Origin of the sequence: Ensifer sp. Root558, assembly GCF_001427045.1 — a bacterium.
In the GTDB taxonomy this organism is placed as follows: Bacteria; Pseudomonadota; Alphaproteobacteria; order Rhizobiales; family Rhizobiaceae; genus Ensifer; species Ensifer adhaerens.
The window spans coordinates 1012034-1033278 of the sequence record NZ_LMGC01000001.1 but is presented as its reverse complement, the minus strand read 5'-3'; the positions used below and the strand labels follow the sequence as shown (position 1 = coordinate 1033278).

18 protein-coding genes and 2 pseudogenes are annotated in these 21245 nt (G+C 62.6%); 3 read left to right on the top strand and 17 right to left on the bottom strand.

Annotated elements, in window-relative coordinates; genetic code table 11:
- The first annotated feature begins 13 nt into the window (after positions 1–13).
- The gene (locus ASD63_RS05110; RefSeq protein WP_034806622.1) at positions 14–685 is read left to right on the top strand and encodes a TlpA disulfide reductase family protein; all 672 of its coding nucleotides are present in this window, start codon (positions 14–16) and stop codon (positions 683–685) included.
- Between the two features lie 69 nt (positions 686–754).
- Here ASD63_RS05110 and ASD63_RS05105 read toward each other — a convergent pair whose 3' ends face one another.
- The 8 genes and pseudogenes from ASD63_RS05105 to ASD63_RS05075 form a co-directional block, all read right to left on the bottom strand.
- Positions 755–1627 (bottom strand): 3-hydroxybutyryl-CoA dehydrogenase, encoded by an 873-nt coding sequence (locus tag ASD63_RS05105; protein ID WP_034806743.1) that lies wholly within the window; start codon positions 1625–1627, stop codon positions 755–757.
- Positions 1628–1778: 151 nt separating this feature from the next.
- Positions 1779–2813, bottom strand: coding sequence for an electron transfer flavoprotein subunit alpha/FixB family protein (locus tag ASD63_RS05100; protein ID WP_060528850.1), 1035 nt, complete (start codon positions 2811–2813; stop codon positions 1779–1781).
- Positions 2814–2856: 43 nt separating this feature from the next.
- A pseudogene (locus tag ASD63_RS34905) lies at positions 2857–2976 on the bottom strand (electron transfer flavoprotein subunit alpha/FixB family protein); the annotation flags it as partial.
- A gap of 22 nt (positions 2977–2998) precedes the next feature.
- A pseudogene (locus ASD63_RS05095) lies at positions 2999–3809 on the bottom strand (electron transfer flavoprotein subunit beta/FixA family protein).
- 32 nt (positions 3810–3841) lie between these two features.
- Positions 3842–4699: a sugar phosphate isomerase/epimerase family protein gene (locus ASD63_RS05090; RefSeq protein ID WP_060528849.1), complete on the bottom strand. Its 858-nt coding sequence runs from the start codon at positions 4697–4699 to the stop codon at positions 3842–3844.
- Between the two features lie 2 nt (positions 4700–4701).
- Positions 4702–5850, bottom strand: a complete 1149-nt coding sequence (locus ASD63_RS05085; protein WP_060528848.1) for a dihydrodipicolinate synthase family protein — start codon at positions 5848–5850, stop codon at positions 4702–4704.
- A gap of 7 nt (positions 5851–5857) precedes the next feature.
- Positions 5858–6637, bottom strand: coding sequence for a 3-ketoacyl-ACP reductase (locus tag ASD63_RS05080; protein WP_060528847.1), 780 nt, complete (start codon positions 6635–6637; stop codon positions 5858–5860).
- Positions 6634–7776 (bottom strand): acyl-CoA dehydrogenase family protein, encoded by a 1143-nt coding sequence (locus ASD63_RS05075; RefSeq protein WP_060528846.1) that lies wholly within the window; start codon positions 7774–7776, stop codon positions 6634–6636. Before ASD63_RS05075 ends, ASD63_RS05080 begins: the two co-directional genes overlap by 4 nt.
- 153 nt (positions 7777–7929) lie before the next feature.
- Between ASD63_RS05075 and ASD63_RS05070 the strand changes: the two genes are divergently transcribed.
- The gene (locus tag ASD63_RS05070) at positions 7930–8946 is read left to right on the top strand and encodes an aldo/keto reductase (RefSeq protein WP_060528845.1); all 1017 of its coding nucleotides are present in this window, start codon (positions 7930–7932) and stop codon (positions 8944–8946) included.
- A gap of 33 nt (positions 8947–8979) precedes the next feature.
- Here ASD63_RS05070 and ASD63_RS05065 read toward each other — a convergent pair whose 3' ends face one another.
- The 3 genes from ASD63_RS05065 to ASD63_RS05055 are packed head-to-tail and all read right to left on the bottom strand — an operon-like array spanning position 8980 to position 12627.
- Entirely contained in the window at positions 8980–10239 is a 1260-nt protein-coding gene (locus ASD63_RS05065) for a glycerate kinase (RefSeq protein WP_060528844.1), read from the bottom strand.
- Positions 10240–10285: 46 nt separating this feature from the next.
- Positions 10286–11059, bottom strand: coding sequence for an enoyl-CoA hydratase/isomerase family protein (locus ASD63_RS05060; protein ID WP_060528843.1), 774 nt, complete (start codon positions 11057–11059; stop codon positions 10286–10288).
- A complete protein-coding gene (locus ASD63_RS05055) occupies positions 11056–12627 on the bottom strand; it encodes an acyl CoA:acetate/3-ketoacid CoA transferase (protein WP_060528842.1) in 1572 nt (523 codons plus the stop codon). The genes ASD63_RS05060 and ASD63_RS05055 overlap by 4 nt, the downstream gene beginning before the upstream one ends.
- A gap of 135 nt (positions 12628–12762) precedes the next feature.
- Here ASD63_RS05055 and ASD63_RS05050 point away from each other — a divergent pair, with 135 nt between their 5' ends.
- On the top strand, positions 12763–13581 hold the full coding sequence (locus tag ASD63_RS05050; protein WP_060528841.1) for an aldo/keto reductase: 819 nt from the start codon (positions 12763–12765) through the stop codon (positions 13579–13581).
- 53 nt (positions 13582–13634) lie between these two features.
- Here the strand turns inward: ASD63_RS05050 and ASD63_RS05045 are convergent, their stop codons facing one another.
- The 6 genes from ASD63_RS05045 to ASD63_RS05020 are packed head-to-tail and all read right to left on the bottom strand — an operon-like array spanning position 13635 to position 21222.
- Positions 13635–15230, bottom strand: coding sequence for a GMC family oxidoreductase N-terminal domain-containing protein (locus ASD63_RS05045; protein WP_034801605.1), 1596 nt, complete (start codon positions 15228–15230; stop codon positions 13635–13637).
- Positions 15230–16726 (bottom strand): aldehyde dehydrogenase family protein, encoded by a 1497-nt coding sequence (locus tag ASD63_RS05040; RefSeq protein WP_034801567.1) that lies wholly within the window; start codon positions 16724–16726, stop codon positions 15230–15232. Before ASD63_RS05040 ends, ASD63_RS05045 begins: the two co-directional genes overlap by 1 nt.
- 22 nt (positions 16727–16748) lie before the next feature.
- Positions 16749–17783 (bottom strand): alcohol dehydrogenase catalytic domain-containing protein, encoded by a 1035-nt coding sequence (locus ASD63_RS05035; RefSeq protein ID WP_060528840.1) that lies wholly within the window; start codon positions 17781–17783, stop codon positions 16749–16751.
- A gap of 10 nt (positions 17784–17793) precedes the next feature.
- Positions 17794–18735: an ABC transporter permease gene (locus tag ASD63_RS05030; RefSeq protein WP_034801563.1), complete on the bottom strand. Its 942-nt coding sequence runs from the start codon at positions 18733–18735 to the stop codon at positions 17794–17796.
- Between the two features lie 7 nt (positions 18736–18742).
- Positions 18743–20248, bottom strand: coding sequence for a sugar ABC transporter ATP-binding protein (locus tag ASD63_RS05025; protein ID WP_034801561.1), 1506 nt, complete (start codon positions 20246–20248; stop codon positions 18743–18745).
- A gap of 8 nt (positions 20249–20256) precedes the next feature.
- The gene (locus tag ASD63_RS05020; RefSeq protein ID WP_060528876.1) at positions 20257–21222 is read right to left on the bottom strand and encodes an ABC transporter permease; all 966 of its coding nucleotides are present in this window, start codon (positions 21220–21222) and stop codon (positions 20257–20259) included.
- Positions 21223–21245: the final 23 nt, after the last annotated feature.

Genomic DNA, 21245 nt, shown 5'->3' with positions numbered 1-21245 from the left:
CTTGGAGAATGAAATGCCCGACCAGAAGAAATCCCCCCCGGCCGTGAAACTGTTCGCGCTCGCCGCCCTGTTCGGCGTGATCGTCGGTGCGGCAGCGGTATACGTGAAGGAGACCGGGTCTGGCAATGGTGAGGCAACCGAAACGGCCTCCGCCAGTTGCCCGCTGACCTCGGCCAAGGTCGCTGCGCTGACACCCTTCATGAAGGGGCAGGTCGCCGCGATGTCGCCGGCGTCGTCGCCGCGGCCGATCGCGCTCGACTTCAACGGTCCGGACGGCAAGCCGACCAATGTCTCGGCCTTTGCCGGCAAGACGCTGCTCGTCAATCTCTGGGCGACGTGGTGCGTTCCCTGCCGCGAGGAAATGCCGGCCTTGAACGCCCTGCAGAAGTCGCTCGGCAGCGACAAGTTCGAAGTGGTGGCGATCAACATCGACGTCGGCGACGACGAGAAGCCGAAGGCTTTCCTCGACGAGACGGCCGTGCATGAGCTTGGCTATTATCGCGACGCCTCGATGGGCGTGTTCAACAACATGAAGAAGGAAGGCCTGGCCTTCGGCCTGCCGGCAACCCTGCTGCTCGACGACAAGGGCTGCCTGATCGGCTCGATGAACGGGCCGGCCGCCTGGGACAGCGACGACGCCAAGGCGCTGATCAGCGCGGCGCTTGCTCCTGCTGCGGGAAGCTGAAGGAGACTAGATCTGGACAAAGAAAAACCCGGCGGATCGCCGGGTTTTTCTTGTCAAATGCTGACGGAATTAGCGGGTGGGAACCGGCACTTCGCCGCGATAGTCGTAGAAGCCGCGTCCGGACTTGCGGCCGAGCCAGCCGGCTTCGACATATTTCACCAGCAGCGGGCAGGGGCGATACTTCGAGTCCGCCAGGCCGTCATAGAGCACCTGCATGATCGACAGGCAGGTGTCGAGGCCGATGAAGTCGGCAAGCTGCAGCGGGCCCATGGGATGGTTGGCGCCGAGCTTCATGGCGGTATCGATCGCCTCGACACTGCCGACGCCTTCATAAAGCGTATAGATCGCCTCGTTGATCATCGGCAGCAGAATGCGGTTGACGATGAAGGCCGGAAAATCTTCGGCGACTGTCACGGTCTTGTCGAGCGTCGCGACGAATTCCTTGGCGGTCTTGAAGGTCTGTTCGTCCGTGGCGATGCCGCGCACGAGCTCGACCAGCTTCATCACCGGAACCGGGTTCATGAAGTGGATGCCCATGAAGTGCTCGGGGCGATCGGTGGCGGAGGCCAGGCGCGTGATCGACAGGGACGAGGTATTCGTCGCGAGAATCGCTTCCGGCTTCAGGATCGGACAAACCTGACCGTAGATCTTGCGCTTGATCGTTTCGTCTTCGGTGACGGCTTCAATCACAAGATCGGCCTGGGACAGGTCGTTGATATCGGAAGAGCCCTTGATCAGGGCAAGGGCTGCCTTGCGGGCCTCGTCGGTCATCTTGCCGGAGGAGACCTGACGGGCAAGGTTGCCGTTGACGGTTGCAAGGCCCGCTTCGATCCGTTCGGCGGCCAGATCATAGATCTGCACCTTGTATCCGGCGATTGCCGAAACATGTGCGATGCCACAGCCCATTTGCCCGGCACCAATAATTCCGACCGTCTTGATCATCGCGGCGAACATCCATCTTCAAGGGTTGGCGGCAAGGCCGCCATCAGACACGCAAACCGGGCCGGTTTGGCCGGCCCGGTAGATTGTTAATGCCAAGTCCCCGCTTTTGCCAGCCCTTTTCATGGGTGCGGAGGGTGGCATCGATTTGGGCTTACAGCGCCTTCTGCAACTCCGGCAGAGCGTCGAAGAGATCGGCAACCAGGCCGTAGTCGGCGACCTGGAAGATCGGCGCCTCTTCGTCCTTGTTGATGGCGACGATGACCTTCGACTTCGAGTCCTTCATGCCGGCGAGGTGCTGGATGGCACCGGAGATGCCGCAGGCGATGTAGAGATCGGGTGCGACCACCTTGCCGGTCTGGCCGACCTGCCAGTCGTTCGGCGCGTAACCGGCGTCGACCGCAGCGCGTGAAGCGCCGACGGCAGCGCCGAGCTTGTCGGCAACCGGCAGGATCACTTGCCTGAACTTTTCGGAAGAACCGAGCGCACGGCCACCGGAGATGATGATCTTGGCAGACGTCAGCTCCGGGCGGTCGGACGACGACAGGGCGTCGGCGACGAAGGAGGAAACGCCGGGGTTGGCGGCAGCCGAGACGCTCTCGATCGCCGCCGAGCCGCCTTCAGGGGCGGAAGCGAAGGAAGCGGTGCGCACGGTGATGACGCGGGAAACGCCGGGGTTGGCGGCAGCCGAGACGCTCTCGATCGCCGCCGAGCCGCCTTCAGGGGCGGAAGCGAAGGAAGCGGTGCGCACGGTGATGACGCGTTTGGCTTCGGTCGTCTGCACCGTCTGGATGGCGTTGCCGGCATAGATCGGACGCAGATAAGTATCCGACGAGACAACTTCGATGATTTCCGAGACCTGAGAGACGTCGAGCAGGGCTGCAACGCGCGGCATGACGTTCTTGCCGACCGAGGTCGCGGCGCTCACGATCGTGTCGTAGCTGCCAGCGAGCGAGACGATCAGGGCAGCGAGCGGCTCGGCAAGGTTGTTGGCAAGCGACGCGTCGTCGGCAACGAGCACCTTGGAAACGCCTGCAAGCTTGGACGCCTGTTCGGCAGCCTGCTTCGCGCCGGCGCCGGCAACGAGAACATGCACATCGCCGCCGATTTTCGAGGCGGCGCTCAGCGCCTTGGCGGTCTGGTCGGAAAGGTGGTTGCTGTCGTGGTCAGCCAGAAGAAGAATGGCCATGATAAAATCTCCCTTCCTTAAATCAGAGGCCTTCCTTAAATCAGCCGGCGCCGGCAACGAGAACATGCACATCGCCGCCAATCTTCGAAGCGGCGCTCAGCGCCTTGGCGGTCTGGTCGGAAAGGTGGTTGCTGTCGTGGTCAGCCAGAAGAAGAATGGCCATGATAAAATCTCCCTTCCTTAAATCAGAGGACGCCGGCTTCGACTTTAAGCTTTTCGACGAGCTCGGCGACCGACTTGACCTTGATGCCGGCCTTGCGGCCCGACGGCTCCTCGGTCTTCAGCACCTTGAGGCGGGCAGCGGTGTCGACGCCGAAGTCGGCCGGCGACTTCTTGTCGAGCGGCTTCTTCTTTGCCTTCATGATGTTCGGCAGTGAGGCGTAGCGCGGCTCGTTCAAACGCAGGTCGGTGGTGACGACGGCCGGCAGCTTGATGTCGATCGTCTGCAGACCGGAGGCGTAGCGCGGCTCGTTCAAACGCAGGTCGGTGGTGACGACGGCCGGCAGCTTGATGTCGATCGTCTGCAGACCGCCGTCGACTTCGCGCGTCACCCTTGCTGTGCACTCTGGCGCCTTGCCGTCGCCGATCTCGACCTTGGAGGCAAAGGTCCCTTGCGCCCAGCCGAGCAGAGCGGACAGCATCTGGCCGGTCTGGTTACTGTCGTCGTCTATCGCCTGCTTGCCGACGATGATCAGGCCCGGCTGTTCGGCCTCGGCCACACCCTTGACGATCTTGGCAACGGCGAGCGGCTCGACCTGGTCTTCGGTCTCGACCAGGATGGCGCGGTCGGCACCCATGGCAAGCGCAGTTCTCAGCGTCTCTTCGGCCTTGGCCGGACCGACGGAAACGACGACGACTTCCTCAGCCTTGCCGGCTTCCTTCAGCCTGAGCGCTTCTTCGACCGAGATTTCGTCGAAGGGGTTCATCGACATCTTCACTCACCCGGATCTTGACGTTGTAGTCAACGACCCGCTTGACGGTGACCAGGATCTTCATGTTTGCCTCCCAAATCGTCAGCAGCCAAATCGTCAGCAGATTGTGCGGAAGCGTTCGACCATCACGTCGAGGACTTCGCTCGGGTCCCGCTTCCACCAGTTGTTTGCGGAAAAGATCTCGACCTCGCAGGGACCCGCATAACCCGCGTCTTCGACGCTCCGTCGCAGCGACTTCAGGTCAGCGACCCCATCGCCCATCATGCCGCGATCGAGAAGCACGTCGCGCGTGTCGGCGAGCCAGTCGCAGAGGTGATAGCCGAAGATCCGCTCGGCGCCCGCGCGCTGCAACTGGGCTTGGATCTCGCTGTCCCACCACACATGGTAGACGTCTATGGCGACGCCGAGATTGGTCGCCCCGACCACATCACAAATATCGACGGCATCGCGCAGCGTCGTCAGGCAGGACCGGTTCCCCGCATAAACAGGATTGAGCGGCTCGAGTGCCAGATTGACGTTTCGGCCGGCGGCATAGGGCGCGATCTCGCCGACACGATCGGCGACGATCTTCAGGCTCTCTCCCGTGCCCTTGGTTCCCGGATGCACGCCGCCGACGACGATCGTCAGCACCGATGCTCCAAGTCCCGCGGCCATGTCGATCGCGGCCTTCGCCTCGTCGATGACGCTTTGTCGATCGACAGCTTCCGCACCGACGAGAAACGGTGTGCGGCAGAGACCGGCAATCGAGAGGCCGCTTGCCCGCGCTCGTTCGCCGATTTCAATCGCGCGCGAGCCGATCTCGCGGCGCCAGAAGACGATCGAGCCGAAGCCGCGTTCCGCACAGGCGTCGATAATGCGCTCGGGCGACCAGCCCGCCCCATGGCCATCGAGGTTGTGCCCGAGGCTGGCGGTGTTCAGCGCCAGGGCGGAATGGTCGGTGGTGAAATCACGCATGGCTACGCTCCATAGAGCGCAAGCAGCTTCTTCATCCGATCCACGGCAAGCGCCGGATCGCGCAAGAGCCCGCATTGGTCAGCGAGCCTGAACAGCTCGACGAAGTAAGGCAGTGGCCGCATGGCCTGCGCGCCATTCAACATCACGAAGTGATCCTGAAAGCCGTTCAGCCAGGCAAGGAAGACGACTCCGGTCTTGTAGTACTGCGTCGGTGCCCGGAAGATCAGCCGCGCAAGCGGCACGGTCGGATCAAGCGTTGCGCGAAAGCCTGCGCGATCCCCTTCGCCAAGCCTCTCCACCGCGTAAGCCGCAGCCGGGGCCAGGGGGTCGAATATACCGAGCAAGGCATGCGAAAATCCTTCGCTGTCGCCCTCGATCAGTTCGGGATAGTTGAAGTCGTCACCCGTGTACATCTTAACGCCGGCAGGCAGCAGGCGGCGCATGACGATTTCCTTCTCCTTGTCGAGAAGGGAGATTTTTATGCCGTCGACCTTGGCTGCATCTGCGTTGATGACGGCAAGCGCGGTCTGCATCGCCGGGTCGAAATCCCTGCTGCCCCAATAGCCGGCGAGCTGCGGATCGAACATCTCGCCCAGCCAGTGCAGGATCACAGGCGCGTCACAGGCGGCTAGCACATCGGAGTAGACCTTGACGTAATCGTCCGGTCGCTCAGCGACCCGCACCAGGGCACGAGACGCCATGAGGATAAGTCGCCCGCCGACCTTCTGGATCGCCTCGACCTGTTCCAGATAGGCTCTCCGAACATCTTCGATACTGGTGACGGTCGCCGGGTCGAGATGATCAGTGCCGCAGCCATTGGCGACGACGGCGTCCGGCAGTTCTTCCCGCGTGCGGCGGATCAGTTCCAGAGCGCCCGGCCAGTCGAGGCCCATGCCGCGCTGCGCCGTATCCATCGCCTCGGCGATGCCGAGCCCGAGGCCCGCGAGATAGCGGCGGAACTCCATGGTTTTTTCCCAGTCGACGGCGGCGCGGCCGGACGGATCGCTGGCTGTGAACGGGTCGGCGACCACGTGAGCCGCGGAATAGACGACACGCGCCGGGTTCCTGCCAAGTGTCGCAGCCGCGATCGGCGTGCCGATGAGGGCATAGTCGGACAGGCGTCCATCAGTATCGGGAAGCGCGATTTTCATGGGGACCTCAAAAGCGCGGGACGAGCATGCCGGCGTCAGCCGGGATCGTCATTCCGGTGGTGTAGGGAAGACGCCCCGCCGCAAGCGATGCGATCAGGGCACCGACTTCCTCGGGCCTTCCGACGCGCGGGAAGAGCGTGAGCCCCTCCTCCGCCCGCTCGCGATAGGCGTCGATGACGGGTGCGGTCATCTCCGTGGCGATCAGACCAGGCTGGACGTCGTAGACGGCGACATCTTCCCGTCCAAGCCGGACGGCGAGCGTCTTGGAGACCATCGCGGCTGCCGCCTTCGACGCACAGTACTCCGACCGCTGTTCGGCCACCGCGACGGCATTCGACGAGGTGACATTGATGATCGAATGGAAGAGCGCGCCCTTGCTACGGGCGACAAGACGCCGGGCAAAGGCCTGGCTCAGAAAGAACATGCCCTTGGTGTTGACGGCGAAGCAGCGATCCCAGCTTTCCTCCGACACCTCCAGCATGTCGCCGCGCCTGAGAACGCCGACACCCGCATTGTTGACGAGCGTCGTGATCTGGCCCAGTTCTGCTTCAATCGCTGCGAGCGCGCTATCGTGGCCGGCAATCGCGCTGACATCGAAGGCCGCAGCCATGACCGGGACACCGTAAGCGGCGATCCGCTCGACTGCTGACGGCAGCTCGGCATCATCCGGCAGTCCGTTGAGCGCGACCGCAAATCCTTCCCGCGCCAGGGCTTCTGCGGCGGCAAGCCCGATCCCGCGCGAGGAACCCGTCACCAGTGCGACGGGGCGAGGCTCAGACCCGGTCATGCCCGTGCGCCCTTCTTCAGGAGTTCGCGCGCGATGATCATGCGCTGGATCTGGTTCGTGCCCTCATAGATCTGCGTGATTTTCGCATCGCGGTAGAGGCGTTCGACTTCGAACCCGCGAATGTAGCCGGAGCCGCCAAAGACCTGCACTGCATCGGCCGTCCGCTGCACGGCCACATCACCGGCAAAGCACTTGGCGATCGAACAGGCCTTGGTGGCGTCGGCGCCGCTATCGATCTTGGAAGCGGCCGAATGGACGAGCAGACGGGCAGCCTCGATGTCCTTCGCCATGTCGGCAAGGAGCCACTGCACACCCTGGAAATCAGCGATGGCCTTGCCGAACTGCTTGCGTGTCCCGGCATAGTCGAGCGCCGCTTCGAGCCCCGCCTGGGCGATACCGACGGCGAGCGCCGCGATGCCGACCCTACCCTTGTCGAGCACCGACATCATCATGTGGAAGCCGCGGCCTTCCGTGCCCAAGAGAGCGTCGGCCGAAAGCTTGACGTCGTCGAAATTCAGCGCGCCGACCTGGCTCGCCCGCTGTCCCATCTTGTGTTCCTTGGGCCCCTTTTCGACACCCGCGGCGTGCAGGTCGACGATGAAGATCGACATGCCGCGGTTTCCCGCTTCCTTGTCGGTCCTGGCCAGTACGAAGCCGTAGTCAGCGACCGGCGCGTTGTGGATCCAGATCTTGCCGCCATTGAGCCGCCAGCCGTTGCCATCACGCTCTGCCGTGGTGCGGATGCCCGAAACGTCAGTGCCGGCTTCCGGCTCGGTGATGCAATAGGCGACCTTGGCGCGCATGCCGAGGATATCCGGCAACATCGCCTGCTGGCTTTCGGTCCCGTGGCGGACGAGCAAGGTCGAGATGAGCTCGATCAGGCCGCACTGGTCGGCGACGGATGCGTAGCCGCGGCTCAGCTCCTCCATGACAAGCGCGTAAGTGAGCGTATCGAACCCCGGCCCGCCGAGTTCTTCCGGCACGCCGATGCCAAAAAGGCCGAGCTTTGCCATTTCATCGTAAAGCCCCACCGGGAAGCGCTCCTCGCGGTCGAGCTCCTCTGCCATCGGGCGGATCATTTCGTCGGCAAAGGCACGCGCCATGTCGCGCACCTGCTCCTGCGTTTCGGTGAGATACATCTGCCTCGCCTCATCTAGTAACTATCTAGTTACATATATTCTGAAGCCGGATGTCGTCAAGACGAAAAACTTGGAGGCCGAAAAGGATGCTGCTTGCACAGCCGTTTAGGGCCATGCATACTATTCACCATTCAGTTACTTATGGAGGAAAACATGCACCCTGGGCAAAAGAGAAAATTCGGAAGGACGGAGCTGGAGGTGACCGCCTTCGGCTTCGGAACGGCACCCCTCGGCAACATCTTTCGCGAGATCGACGAGGCGACCTCGGAAGCAATGTTCGCGCGCGCCTGGGAGGCCGGCGTCCGCTTCTTCGACACCGCCCCGATGTATGGCCATGGCCTCGCCGAGCTGCGCACGGGTCATGCGCTGCGCTGGAAGGAACGTGACGACTTCGTGCTCGCCTCCAAGGTGGGCCGGCGTTTGCGCCCGGCGCGGCGCGACACGATCGATTTTGCCCCCTGGACGAATGCCGCACCTTTCACGATGCATTTTGACTACAGCTACGACGGGACGATGCGGGCTTTCGAGGACAGCTTGCAACGACTGGGACTGGAGCGCATGGACATGTGTTTCATCCACGATATCGACGCCTTCACGCGCGGCAGCGAGCAACCTGAAGTGTTCGAGCAGGCGATGGACGGCGCCTGGCGGGCGCTGGAAAGATTGCGAGCCGAGAAGGTCGTGAAGGCCATCGGTGTGGGCGTCAATGAATGGCAGGTCTGCGAGCAAGCGTTGCTGCGTCGCGACTTCGACTGCTTCCTGCTGGCGGGGCGCTATACGCTACTCGAACAGGATGCGCTTGATAGCTTTCTGCCGCTCTGCCAGGAGCGCGGCGCCGCCGTTGTCGTGGGCGGCGGCTTTAATTCAGGGATCCTCGCGACCGGCGCCAGGGAAGGTGCGAAGTACAACTATTCGCCGGCACCGCGCGAAATCCTTGAAAAAGTTGCAAGGATCGAAGCCGTCTGCGCTGCCTATAACGTGCCGCTGGCCGCAGCCGCGCTGCAGTTTGTTGTCGCCCATCCCGCCGTTCCATCCTTCATGGCGGGTACGCGCACGATCGAACAGCTGGAGCAGAACCTGGCCTGGTTCTCGCATCCGATCCCGACAGATTTCTGGGCGGACCTGAAGCACAAGGGCCTCCTGCGCGACGACGCGCCCGTTCCGGCCTGAGCAACGCCGAACCCGCGCCGGCAACGGCGCGGGTTAGCGGATCAGGATTGCCCTGAAGTCGTTGACGTTGGTTCCGGTCGGCCCGGGAACGAACAGGTCGCCGAGATGATGGAAGGCCGTCCAGGCGTCATTGTCGGCAAGCAGGGCCGAAGGATCGCACCCCAGGTTGCGCAAGCGCGCCATGCTCTGCCCGTCGGCAAAGGCGCCGGCATTGTCTTCCGAGCCATCGATGCCATCGGTATCGGCGGCGATTGCGGAGAAGCCGATCCCGTCGGCCGCAACAGCGAGGGAAAGCAGAAACTCCGTGTTGCGCCCACCCTTGCCGCCGCCTTTGATCGTGACGGTGGTTTCTCCACCCGAAAGAATGACGACAGGGCGCGAGAACGGCCGGCCGCGACCGGCGACTTCACGCGCAATGGCCGCGTGAACGCGCGCGACATCGCGGGCCTCCCCTTCGATCGAATCGGAGAGGATGACCGCGGGAACGCCAAGTGACGCAGCGCGGGCGGCGGCGGCCTCCAGCGAGAGGTTCGCAGACGCGATCACCCGGACCTCGTTCCTCGTAAAGACCGGATCGCCTGGGAGAGGCGCCAGACCTTCGTTGCCCTCCAGCCACGCGGCAACCCGCGCCGGAAGGGCAATGCCCCAGGTCTTAACCAGGTTCCGCGCCAGCGCGCGATCCGTCATGTCCGGGATGGTCGGCCCGCTGGCAACCTGCGCCGGATCGTCACCCGGCACGTCCGACACCACCAAGGTGACGACCTTTGCCGGATGGCAGGCGGCCGCAAGACGACCGCCCTTGATACCCGAGACCTGTTTGCGGATGGCGTTCATGACAGAGATCGGCGCGCCACTTGCAAGCAGGGTCTGGTTGAATAGCACCTCCTCTTCCAGCGTGAGCTGGCCCGGCGGAGACGGCAGCAGGGCCGAACCGCCACCGCAGATCAACGCAACGACAAGGTCATCTTCGGTAAGATCGCGCACAGCCTCGAAAAGCGCATCTGTTGCCTGCAATCCGGCTGCATCGGGCACGGGATGGGAGGCCTCAAGTACGCGGATACGCCTGCACGGGACGGCATAACCATAGCGCGTGACGACAACGCCTTCGAGCGGACCGCGCCAGAGCCTTTCGAAAGCGGCGGCGAGCTGGGCCGCCCCCTTGCCCGCCCCAATGACGACGGTCCGTCCGCGTGGCTGGCTCGGGAGATGGGCGCGCAGGGCATTTCCCGGGTCCGCAGCCTCGATCGCAGCGCGAAAGAGGTCTGCGAGGAATTCTTTATCGTCAGATTTCATGACACACCGCCATCAAGGGCCGGGTCACCGGGAGAACGGCGCCGACCTATCGGTTGAACTTTGGCGAACGCTTCTGACGGTAGGCCGCAAGCCCCTCCATTAGATCGCTCGAGGCTGCTGCCACCGCGCCAGCAAGCGCCTCAACCACGCGTTCGCTCTCTTCACCCTCGGCCGCATTGATCAGCATCTTGGTGAGTTCCGTCGCCCGCGGCGAACGTTGCAGCACCCGCTCGGCAGCGACTTGTGCAGCGGCAAGCCCCTCGCCTTTTACAACCACCCTGTCGACAAGCCCGAGCGACAGCGCCTCCCCGGCACCGTAGACCTCGCCGAAAAGCGCCATGCGTCGCACCAGCTGGGCTCCGAACCGGCGCGAGGCGCGTTGCGTGCCCGACCATCCGGGGATGATGCCAAGCCCCGGCTCCGGCTGGCCAATCTTCACATGCGCCTCGGCTATGCGCAGGTCGGCACAGGCGGCGAGTTCCAATCCGCCGCCGAGTGCATGCCCGTTCAAGACGGCGATCAGCGGCACGGAAAGGCGCGCCAGCGCATCGAAGGCGTCGTGGCCATCACGCAGCCAGCGACGGGAGAACCTGTCGGCATCGAGACTGCTCCATGCGTCGATGTCACCACCTGCACAAAATGATCTCTCGCCCTCGCCAGAGAGGATGGCCACGACCGCGTCTGAACGCTCGATGGTGCGACAGGCCTGTAAAAGCGCGTCCACCATATCCGCATCGATCGCATTCAGCTTCTCCGGACGACGGAGCGTCAGCCGCGCGATGCGATCAGTGACGACCAGTTCAATCCGCGCATCACTCACAGCGAAAGCCCCATGGCTTCGGGCCGGAACAGGGCGCCATCCATCCGCTTCAGCGTCTTTGAAACCCGAAGGGGCGTTGCCGCCTGATCAAGCACGTCCCGTTGAAGGTCGAGACCCGGCGCAACTTCGGTGACAACGAGCCCCTCGCTGTCGAGACGGATGACGCAGCGCTCCGTGACGTAGCTGATGTCTTGCCCTTGAGCGCGGGCGCGCTTGCCGGAGAAACTCACCTGATCGACCTTCGGCACGAACTTGGCGATGCGCCCCTCCTTGTCGATCACCAGCCGGCCATCGTCGACGCGCATCTTGGCGCCGGCATTGAAATTGCCGGAGAACACGATCTTCTTTGCGCGCGACGTGATGTCGACGAAGCCGCCGGCGCCGGCGGTGCGGTGCGGGGTGGCTGCGAGACGGCTGACATTGACCGAGCCCTCGGCGTCGATTTCCAGGAAGGACAGCAGCGAGCAGTCAAATCCGCCCGCCTGGAAGTAACAGAACTGATGCGGCGAGGCGACGAAGGCCTCGGCGTTGGATGCACAGCCGAACTTGAAGTCGAGCAATGGAACACCGCCGACAGCGCCCTGTTCGATCACCCAGGTGACCTTGCCGTGATGCCCTTCCTCGATGAGTATCCGTGGCACGTTGGCTGATATGCCGAAGCCAATGTTGACTGCCCAGCCATCCTCGAGCTCCTGCGCCACACGTCGAGCAATCACCTTGCCGACGTCCAGCGCCGGCGTGCGAAACGTCTCGAGCGGCCGGAAGAGCTCGCCCGAGATCGCCGGGTCGTGGGGCGTTGCCGTCGTCTGCAGCTGATCCGGCGCCTCAACGATGATGTCGACGAGGATGCCGGGCACGCGCACATCGTGGGGACGAAGGGTGCCACTTGCCGCCACCCGCTTGACCTGAGCGATCACAAGACCGCCGGAATTGCGGGCTGCGAGTGCCATTTCCATCGCGCCGAGCGTCGCCCCTTCCTGTTCGAAGGTCAGGTTGCCCTTCTCATCGGCGGTCGTTGCGCGAATGATCGCCACATCGGGGCGGATGGCCGGAAAATGCAGCCAGTCCTCGCCCTCGAACGACACGCGCTTGACGATCGGTTCAGCCCGCGCGCGGTCATTCATGGCACAGCCATCCTGTTCGGGATCGACGAAGGTCTCCATCCCCACCTTCGTCAGCACGCCCGGACGCTTGGCAGCACCTTCACGCAGCATGTCGAAGACGATGCCGGAGGGCACGTTAAAGGCGGCGAGTTCCTCCTTCAGGATCATTTGCCAGATGAGCGGCGGCTCGGCGTTGCTTGGCCCGGAGGGATAGGAGCCGCCGATTATCTTCACCAGCATTCCGGGCTTGGCGATGTGATCGACGCCGCGCGTCCCGAAAAAGTCGCCGGCGGCGATCGGGTGAATGGAGGTGAGGCCGCGCGGATGGCCTTCGCTGTCAAAGCGCTCGCCGAGCGCTTTCAACACCGCATCGGGGCAGCAAAGGCCGGACGAAGAGTTCACGGCGACGACCGAGCCATCCTTGATGAGCCGCACCGCCTCCTGCGCGCTCTTCACCTTCTTCATCGCCTGATCCTCCGTTTTTCATTGCCTGAAGTAACTAACTAGTTATATGTTAATTCGCGACAAGACAAGCCGGCCGGCGCGATTTTCGAATGACCGGCATTCGACGCCAGCTCGGCAATCGACCAAGGGGGAGGCATGAACATCTACTTCCAGAGGAGCTTTCAGCGCGGCTTTGGCACGTACCCGCTGAAGGGGGACGAACTGCGACGAGCGATCGAGGCCGCTATCGACGTCGGCTATCGTGCCTTCGATACGGCGCAGATGTATGGGAACGAGGCTGACACCGGCGAAGCACTGGCGGAATGCGGCGTTCCCCGTTCTGAACTCTGCATCACCACGAAAGTGCATCCGGACAACTACACGGACGAGACGTTTCTCCCCTCGGTCGAGACGAGCCTTCGAGCCCTGAAGACCGATTGCGTCGACGTTCTTCTCTTGCACTGGCCGCCGGCCAACGGAGAGATCGCCCCCTCGCTGCGCATGCTTCGATCCGCGCTGGAACGAGGGCTGACGAGATCTGTCGGCGTGTCGAACTACACGGCGGCCATGATGCGGGAAGCGCGGTCCATCGTCGACGTTCCGCTCGTGACCAATCAGGTGGAATTCCACCCGCTACTCAACCAGGAGAAATTGCTCGCGGCCGCCGCGGAAACAGGAATCCCGATCACCTCCTATGCGTCGATCGCCCGTGGAGAGATCTTCAAACACGGCCTTTTTTCCGAGATCGGCGAGACCTACGGCAAGTCCGCAGCACAAGTGGCGCTGCGCTGGATTATCCAGAAAGGCGTTCCGCTCAATACCATGTCCACCAAGCCGGCAAACATCCGCGCGAACTTCGAGATCATGGATTTCACTCTCTCGTCTATCGACATGCAAAGGATCGACGCGCTGACGGCCACCGGTTACCGCATCATCAAACCAGGACAACTTCCCTGGGTTCCTGAATGGGACTGATAGAAAAAGGGCGGCCCACGAGCCGCCCTTTTTTTTACGATCGGCCAGCCTGATCAGGCATTGCCGCGGATCATGTCTGCGGCCTTTTCCCCGATCATGATCGTTGCCGCGTTGGTGTTGGACCCGACAAGGCTCGGCATGGTGGAACTGTCGCAGATGCGGATGCCGTCAAGCCCGTGCACGCGCAGTTGCGGATCGACCACCGACATCTCGTCGCGCCCCATCTTGCACGTGCACGTCGGATGATAGGATGTGCGGCCGTACTGGCGGGTATAGGCGACGTAGTCCGCTTCCGTGCGGACATCCCGGCTCGGGAAGTGCCTCATCTTGATGTACTTCTCCAGCGAAGGCTGAGCGAAGATCTCCTGACTGATCTTGACGCCTTCGACCGAGATCTTCACGTCTTCGGGGTCGGCAAGGAAGTTCGGATCGATGATCGGAAGATCGCGCGGGTCCGCTGAGCGAAGAGTGACAGTCCCACGCGACTTCGGGCGCAACGTGTAGGAATTGAGCGTAATGCCGGAGGAACCCTTTGGCACACTGGGCACGCCGGCTTCCGCGCCGGCGCCGGCGAGGAAATGGAACTGCAGATCCGGATAGGGACTCGTCTTGTCGCCGTACCAGAATGCCCCGCCCTCAACCACGTTGGAGGTGATTGGGCCGGAGTTAAACAGTGTGTATTGAAGACCCGCCCAGATCGACCAATGCAGCTTGTTGTACTTGTCGAGGCTGTCGTGATCTTTCAACTCCGCGACGATATCGACGCCGAAATGGTCTTGCAGGTTTTCGCCGACGCCGGCCAGATCCTGGATCACATCGATGCCGTGGCTGCGAAGTGCCGCGGCAGGACCCACACCCGAAAGCATCATCAGCTTCGGCGTGCCGATCGCACCCGAGGTCAAGAGCACCTCGCTGTCGGCGCGCGCGGTCATCCGCTTGCCATCGACCTGATAGTCAACGCCGACGGCGCGTCGCCCTTCAAAGACGACACGCAGCACGAGCGCCCCGGTGATGACCGTGAGGTTCTTGCGCTTCAGGGCCGGCCTGAGATAACCGACCGCTGCAGAGCAACGGCGGTTGTTCCGGGTTGTTGTCTGGTAGACGCCAGATCCTTCCTGGAGCGGACCATTGAAATCAGGATTGTAGGGTATGCCGAGTTCCTGGCAGCTTTGCACGAAGGCGCGCGTCATGCGCTGCGGCTCGGGAATGTTCGACACACCGAGCGGGCCGTCCGTTCCGTGCCATGTGCCCGAGAGGATCGTATTGCCCTCGGAGCGCAGGAAGTACTTCTGGATATCCTTGAACCCCCAGCCGTCAGCCCCCTCCTCGACCCAGCGGTCGTAATCACCAGGATGCCCACGCGTGAACACCTCCGCATTGATCGAGGAGCCACCGCCGAGCACCTTTGCCTGGGCGTAGAGGATTTCACGGTTGTTGGCGTGTTTCTGGGGCGCGGTTTTCAGTCCCCAGGTCAACGGACCGGCGGTCATCTTGGCAAAGCCGACGGGCATGTGGATCAGCGGATGACTGTCGCGCCCGCCGGCCTCGATGAGGCAGACGCGCGCCGACGGATTTTCAGAGAGTCGCGCCGCCAATACGCAACCGGAGGAACCGCCTCCGACGATCACATAATCATAGCCTTGCGACATCATGCAATCCAATGCGAACGCTTGCCGATCTCGACGTGAACGGACTTCACCTGCGTATACTCCTCAACCCCGTAGACGCCGGCCTCACGGCCCCAACCGGACTGCTTGAAACCACCGAGCGGCATCTCAGGGCCACCCGCCATGATCGTGTTGACCCAAAAGCGGCCGGCACGCACTTTCCGTGTCACGGTCAGTGCCTTGTCGATGTTCTTCGTCCACACGCTCGCCGCCAGGCCGTAGACCGTATCATTGGCGAGCTGGATGGCTTCCTCGACCGTGTCGAAATGCATGGAGCACAGAACCGGGCCGAAAATCTCGTCGCGCGCAATCGCCATGTCGCGGGAAACGCCGGAGAAAAGCGTCGGTGCGATGTACTGGCCGTGGCCAAGATCGATCGTCTCGCCACCAGTGAGAAGCTTGGCGCCTGCCGCCTTGCCCTTGGCGATATAGTCCAGGATCGTGGCGTTCTGGGCCTCAGTGGTGATGGCGCCCACCTGGGTGCCTTCGTCCAGGGGATCGCCGACCCGGATCTTTTTCATCTTCTCGACCAGGAGTTTTTCGAACTCCGCCGCGACAGAACGCTCGACGATCAGGCGCGACGACGAAACGCAGCATTGTCCGGTGTTGAAGCTGATGCCGAAAGCGGCGCCGTCAGCGGCATCCTCAAGGTCGGAGTCGGCAAAGACAATGATGGGGTTTTTGCCACCGAGCTCGAGGCCCAGCTTCTTGAAGTTGCTGTCGGCGGCAGCGTGGACGCAGGAGCGCCCAACGGCCGTCGATCCCGTGAAGGAAAGCATGTCGACGTCAGGATGTTCGGCAAGCGCCTGCCCGATCGAGCGGCCGGAACCGGTGACGACATTGTAGACGCCGGCAGGCAGGCCGGCTTCCGCCAGAACCTCGGCCAGAAGCAGCGTGGTCACGGAGGTGACTTCAGACGGCTTCACCACCATGGTGCAGCCGGACGCCAGGATGAAAGGCACGCGCTCGCACAGGATCAGGAACGGGAAGTTCCAGGGCGTGATCAGGCCGATGACACCGATCGGCTCGCGCAGCACCATACCGAACAGGTCGTCACCGAGCGAATTGAAGCTGTCGCCGTGCAGGAGGCGGGCGGCACCGGCGCCGACCTCGAAACAGGCAATGCAATGATCGATCTCGCCGCGCGCCTGCGAGATCGGCTTGCCGTTTTCGAGCGTCTCCCAATAGGCGATCTCGTCCCGGCGGCGACGCAGGATTTCGGCGACGCGCAAGAGAACGCTGGCGCGCGCAGCCCCGGAAAGCCCGGACCAGCGGCGGTCCTCGAAGGCATTGCGCGCCGCAGCTACCGCCGCGTTCAGATCATCGATCGTGCAGCGAACGGTGCGCGTGACCGGCGTACCATGGCCTGGCGAGGCGCGTTCGAAGTGGTCGGTCCCTTCTTTCCACTGCCCGTCGATGAAGAACCCGAAGCTGCGCGCTGCGGACGGGGGAGCAAGAAACGTCTTCGTCTGGTCCATCTGGTACCTCCACTTCGATAGTTTACGCCGCGATGGCGATCTGGGTCTTCAGGTGTTGCGGCCGCTCGCCGATCGTCTCGAAGGCTTCCTGAATGGCCTCCAGCGGATAGCTTGCCTTGGTGAAATCCTGCGTGCGGAACCGGCCATGCGACAGAAGCGTGAGTGCGTCGTGCATATCCTCGCCCATCCCGGCAACAGAACCTTTGAGGCTCCCTTCTTCCAACACCGTTCGCAGGCTGTCGAGAGCTACGGTCTCGCCGGGCGGGGTGATGCCGAAAAAGGCGACATGGCCGCCGCGTCGCGCAAGATCGAATGCCTGTTCGTAGAGCTTCCGGTTGCCGACGCTCTCGATCACGAGATCCGCCCCGCGTCCGCCGGTCCTCTTGTGAACCACGGCTTTCAGTTCGGTTGGATCCGACACCGCCGCATCCGCCCCGGCCTCGATCGCCATGCGGCAACGGTCTGGCGAAAGGTCGGCGACAATGATCGGCGCCGCGCCGACAAGGCGCATCATCTGCACATGCAGGTTTCCGATCGGTCCGGCGCCGAAGATGAGGACCGATTGGCCGAACGTCGCCCGCGCCTTGCGCGCCGCACGAACGACGCAGGCGACCGGCTCCGTGAGCGCAAGCACCGCATCGGCGATATCAGCCTGAACCGGGATCGCCAGTCGCGCCGGAACCGCTACATATTCGGCAAAGGCGCCGTCCCGACCGATACCGACCTGCGTAACCTCGGCGCAGTTCAGAACCTCGTTGCGACGGCACCAATAGCAGCTGCCGCAGCCGATGTTGATATCGACCACCACGCGTGCTCCGGCCGCAAGATGGCGGACGTTGGCGCCAAGCTGGGCGATCGTTCCGCAGAACTCGTGTCCTGGGACGAGCGGAAGCCGGTCAGCCGCGTAGTGGCCGTTGAAGATATGAATGTCCGTACCGCAGATGCCCGTGCGCGCGACCCGGACGAGCACATCGTCCGGTCCGACGATCGGCATGGCGACCTCCCGAACCTCGAAGCGTTTCGGGGCAGTGAGCACGGCGGCGCGCATGGTCGTCATTGCAACTCTCCTACTTCACGGTGCGCAGCTTGGCGCGGTCGATCGTCAGGGCAATGGCAATGATCAACACGACGCCGAAGACGATCTGCTGCCGGGTCGCGTCGATCTCGAAATACAGCATCGACGATCGGATGACCGCAACGATCAAAGTACCGACCACGGTGTTCATCACGCCGCCGACACCGCCCGTCAAAGGCGTGCCACCGACCAGCACGGCAACGATTGCCGGCAACAGGAATCCATTGGCGATCGTCGGTGCGCCGCCGGAGAGCTTGACCGCAAAGAGCAGGCCGGCAATGGACGCAAGTGCACCGGAGATCGCGAATGCAAGGATCTTGTAGCGCGCAACATCGATACCGGACGCGGCGGCGGCCAATTCGCCGGCACCGACCGCCTTCAAAACGCGGCCGAGCGTCGTGCGCCGTTCGATGAAGAGGCAGAGGGCCACGAGCCCCGCGGCAATCAAGAGTTCGTTGGGGACGCCCCAAGTATGACCAATCATCCAGCCGAAGGTTTCGTTGCGCTGAGCGGCGTCCATGTTGAGCGCGCGCTGACCCGAAAGCCACTGCGCAACCGAGAACGCAACGCCGCCGACCGCAAGCGTGGAGATGAAGGACGGCACGAAAAGCCGTGTCGTCACAAAGCCGGATAGCGTGCCAAGGAGAAAGCCGGCAACGACGCAAAGTACGGCAACCCAGGCACCGAGCGAGGCAAGGTAAACCGAGGCGATGACCGTCACCATGTTCGCCATCGACTGGGCCGACAGGTCGATGCCGCCGATATAGATGGCGAAAGTGAGACCGAGCGCCATGATGAAGAGTGGCACGATGTCGCCGGCAATGCCGAGAAGGTTCGTGGGTCGCAGGAAACCGGGATCGGTGATGCCGACGACGGCGACGAGCACCAGGAGCGTTATCCAGGGAAGGTGCGGTTTGAGGCGCTGAATATCCATTGGTCCCTCAGATCATGTAGTGCAAAAGGTCATAGGGCGTGGGCTTGGAACCCGGTTCGCAGGCGAACTGTTTCTGGATGCGCCCGTCCTTGACGACGATGATGGTGTGCGAAAGGCCGATTGCCTCTTCCAATGTGTCGGCAACCAGCACGATGCCGACGCCCGCCGCACTCATGGCGCGGATCATGTCGTAGACATCTTCCTTGGCGCCGATGTCGAGACCGCGCGTCGGATGGTCGAGCAGCATGATGTCGGAACCGGCCGAACGCCACTTGGCCAGAACCACCTTCTGCTGGTTTCCGCCTGAAAGATTGCCACAATCCGCAAACTCGGAATGGGCCTTGATCGACAATTTCTTGATCCATTCACGGGCAAGCGCCCGCTCCTCGCCGACGCGCAGCACACCACCTTTCGAGCGGTGTTTCATCTGCGAAAGCGTCATGTTTTCGTAGACGTTCATGCCAGCAACAATGCCCTCGATCTTGCGCTCGCGGGGCACATAGCCGACGCCACGAGAAACCGCGTGCCGCGGTGAAAGATCGGTCGCATCGCCTCCCTTGATGCGGAGACGGCCGGTGCTCGGCGTCAGCATGCCGTAGATCGTCCTGAGGATTGCCTCGCGCCCCGAACCTTCCGTACCGACAAGACAAAGCACTTCACCGGCATGCAGCTTGAGCGAGATGTCTTGGATGCGGCCAGGAAGGCCCACCTGGTCCATCTCGACGAGTGCCTTTGCGGCGTCGAACGGCTTTTGCAGATGCTCGCGGTAATATTGCTTGTCGACATTGCGACCGACCATCTTGTGCTGGATGGCCTCGGCCGGGGCAGCACCACGGTCGACGACGTCCACGACCTCACCATCCTTCATCACGTAGATGCGATCGGAAAGTTCCATCACCTCGTCCATGCGATGCGAGACGAAGATGAACGAGGCCCGCGTCACCAGTTCCCGCACAAGCTTGAACAGCAGCTGCACCTCTTCCTTTGACAGAACCGAGGTCGGCTCGTCGAGCAGGATGACGAGATCCCCCTCCACGCGCTCTTCGAGCGTCAACACCTTGGCGAGCTCGACGAGCTGACGTTGGGCAAAGGAAAGCTTCGACGTCACCATCGCCGGATCGATATCGAGTTTCACCTTGGCAAGCTGACGGCGTGCGGCTTTCGCCATAACCTTCCAGTCGACGACACCGAAGCGGGTGAACTGTCGTTCATAGCCGAGGAAGATGTTCTCCATGACGGTCAGGTTCGGGATCAGCGACTGCTCCTGGAACACCATCCCGATGCCCTTCTCCATCGCCTGGCGCGGATTGGCAAAGCGAACGGGCGTTCCGTTGATGAGGACCTTGCCGCCATCGGGCTGGTAGGCGCCATAGATCACCTTCATCAAGGTGGATTTGCCGGCGCCATTCTCCCCCACAAGTCCGACGATCTCGCCGCGCTTGATGTGGAAGTCGATTGCCTTTAGCGCGTGAACGCCGGGGAATTTCTTGTCGACAGCCTTGAGCTCGTACATGGCGTGCCTCACTTGACGAAGGAAAGCATCTTGCGGTCGGTCGAAAGCACGACGGCAAGAATGACGAGCAGGCCGAGCATGCCGTCCTGGATGAAGTCGGGCAGACCGATGACGACCATGCCATTGTCGATGACGTTCACGATCAGCACGCCGACAAGTGCGTTCCAGACGCCGCCGATGCCGCCCCAGAGCGCCACGCCACCGACAACGACCGACGTGATGGAGACGAACATGAAGTTCGCACCGGTCACCGATTCCGCCTGGCCGATGCGCGCCACCACGAGGATTGCGGCAATGGCGTAAAAGAAGCCGGCAAGCGCAAAACCGGTCACGCGAACGCGGGTAACATTGAGGCCCGAGGCATGCGCGAGATCCTCACCGCCGCCAACCGCGTAGAAGTTGCGGCCAAGCGTGGTGTGGGTCTGAATGAACCAGGCAACGACGAGGAAGAAGGCAGCGACGTAGACCATTAGCGGGAAACCCAACAAACGCACCGTCAGCAGGCCCCGAAAGGTCGCGTCGCTTACTTTGACGATGTCACCGCCGGTGAGCAGGATCGCGGCCCCCGTCCCGACGAAGCCCATGGCAAGGCTCGCCATGAAGGACGGTATCTTCAGCTTCACATGGACAAGCCCGTTTAGCAGTCCGATCACGCCGCCGAGAAGGAGAACAAGCGGAATGGCGACCCAACCGGAAGGGGCGAGCGAGCCACCGAAATGGGCAAAGATGAACGCAAAGGCCACGGCCGTGAGGGAGACCGTTCCCTCCATCGAGAGGTCGATCGATCCCATGACGATGATGAAGGTGACGCCGACGGCAACCATGAGTGCCGGAGCTGCCGCAATCGCGATGCGGGCGAAGTTCCGCGAGGAAAAGAAAGTCGGGTTGAGCGCGGTGAAGAAGATCACCAGCGCAATCAGCACCAGAAGCGGCGCCCATTTGATCAAGGTTTCGCGCGATAGGCGACGTGTCACGTCAGACACCCCTCTTTTAGAAA

What these genes read in the sequence shown, in the direction of transcription:
- ASD63_RS05025 (WP_034801561.1), bottom strand. Translation starts at nt 20,248, where the DNA reads ATGTACGAGCTCAAGGCTGTCGACAAGAAATTCCCCGGCGTTCACGCG.
- ASD63_RS05085 (WP_060528848.1), bottom strand. Translation starts at nt 5,850, where the DNA reads ATGAAAATCGCGCTTCCCGATACTGATGGACGCCTGTCCGACTATGCC.
- ASD63_RS05050 (WP_060528841.1), top strand. Translation starts at nt 12,763, where the DNA reads ATGAACATCTACTTCCAGAGGAGCTTTCAGCGCGGCTTTGGCACGTAC.
- ASD63_RS05045 (WP_034801605.1), bottom strand. Translation starts at nt 15,230, where the DNA reads ATGTCGCAAGGCTATGATTATGTGATCGTCGGAGGCGGTTCCTCCGGT.
- ASD63_RS05070 (WP_060528845.1), top strand. Translation starts at nt 7,930, where the DNA reads ATGCACCCTGGGCAAAAGAGAAAATTCGGAAGGACGGAGCTGGAGGTG.
- ASD63_RS05040 (WP_034801567.1), bottom strand. Translation starts at nt 16,726, where the DNA reads ATGGACCAGACGAAGACGTTTCTTGCTCCCCCGTCCGCAGCGCGCAGC.
- ASD63_RS05035 (WP_060528840.1), bottom strand. Translation starts at nt 17,783, where the DNA reads ATGACGACCATGCGCGCCGCCGTGCTCACTGCCCCGAAACGCTTCGAG.
- ASD63_RS05055 (WP_060528842.1), bottom strand. Translation starts at nt 12,627, where the DNA reads ATGAAGAAGGTGAAGAGCGCGCAGGAGGCGGTGCGGCTCATCAAGGAT.
- ASD63_RS05080 (WP_060528847.1), bottom strand. Translation starts at nt 6,637, where the DNA reads ATGACCGGGTCTGAGCCTCGCCCCGTCGCACTGGTGACGGGTTCCTCG.
- ASD63_RS05030 (WP_034801563.1), bottom strand. Translation starts at nt 18,735, where the DNA reads ATGGATATTCAGCGCCTCAAACCGCACCTTCCCTGGATAACGCTCCTG.
- ASD63_RS05100 (WP_060528850.1), bottom strand. Translation starts at nt 2,813, where the DNA reads ATGGCCATTCTTCTTCTGGCTGACCACGACAGCAACCACCTTTCCGAC.
- ASD63_RS05110 (WP_034806622.1), top strand. Translation starts at nt 14, where the DNA reads ATGCCCGACCAGAAGAAATCCCCCCCGGCCGTGAAACTGTTCGCGCTC.
- ASD63_RS05105 (WP_034806743.1), bottom strand. Translation starts at nt 1,627, where the DNA reads ATGATCAAGACGGTCGGAATTATTGGTGCCGGGCAAATGGGCTGTGGC.
- ASD63_RS05065 (WP_060528844.1), bottom strand. Translation starts at nt 10,239, where the DNA reads ATGAAATCTGACGATAAAGAATTCCTCGCAGACCTCTTTCGCGCTGCG.
- ASD63_RS05075 (WP_060528846.1), bottom strand. Translation starts at nt 7,776, where the DNA reads ATGTATCTCACCGAAACGCAGGAGCAGGTGCGCGACATGGCGCGTGCC.
- ASD63_RS05090 (WP_060528849.1), bottom strand. Translation starts at nt 4,699, where the DNA reads ATGCGTGATTTCACCACCGACCATTCCGCCCTGGCGCTGAACACCGCC.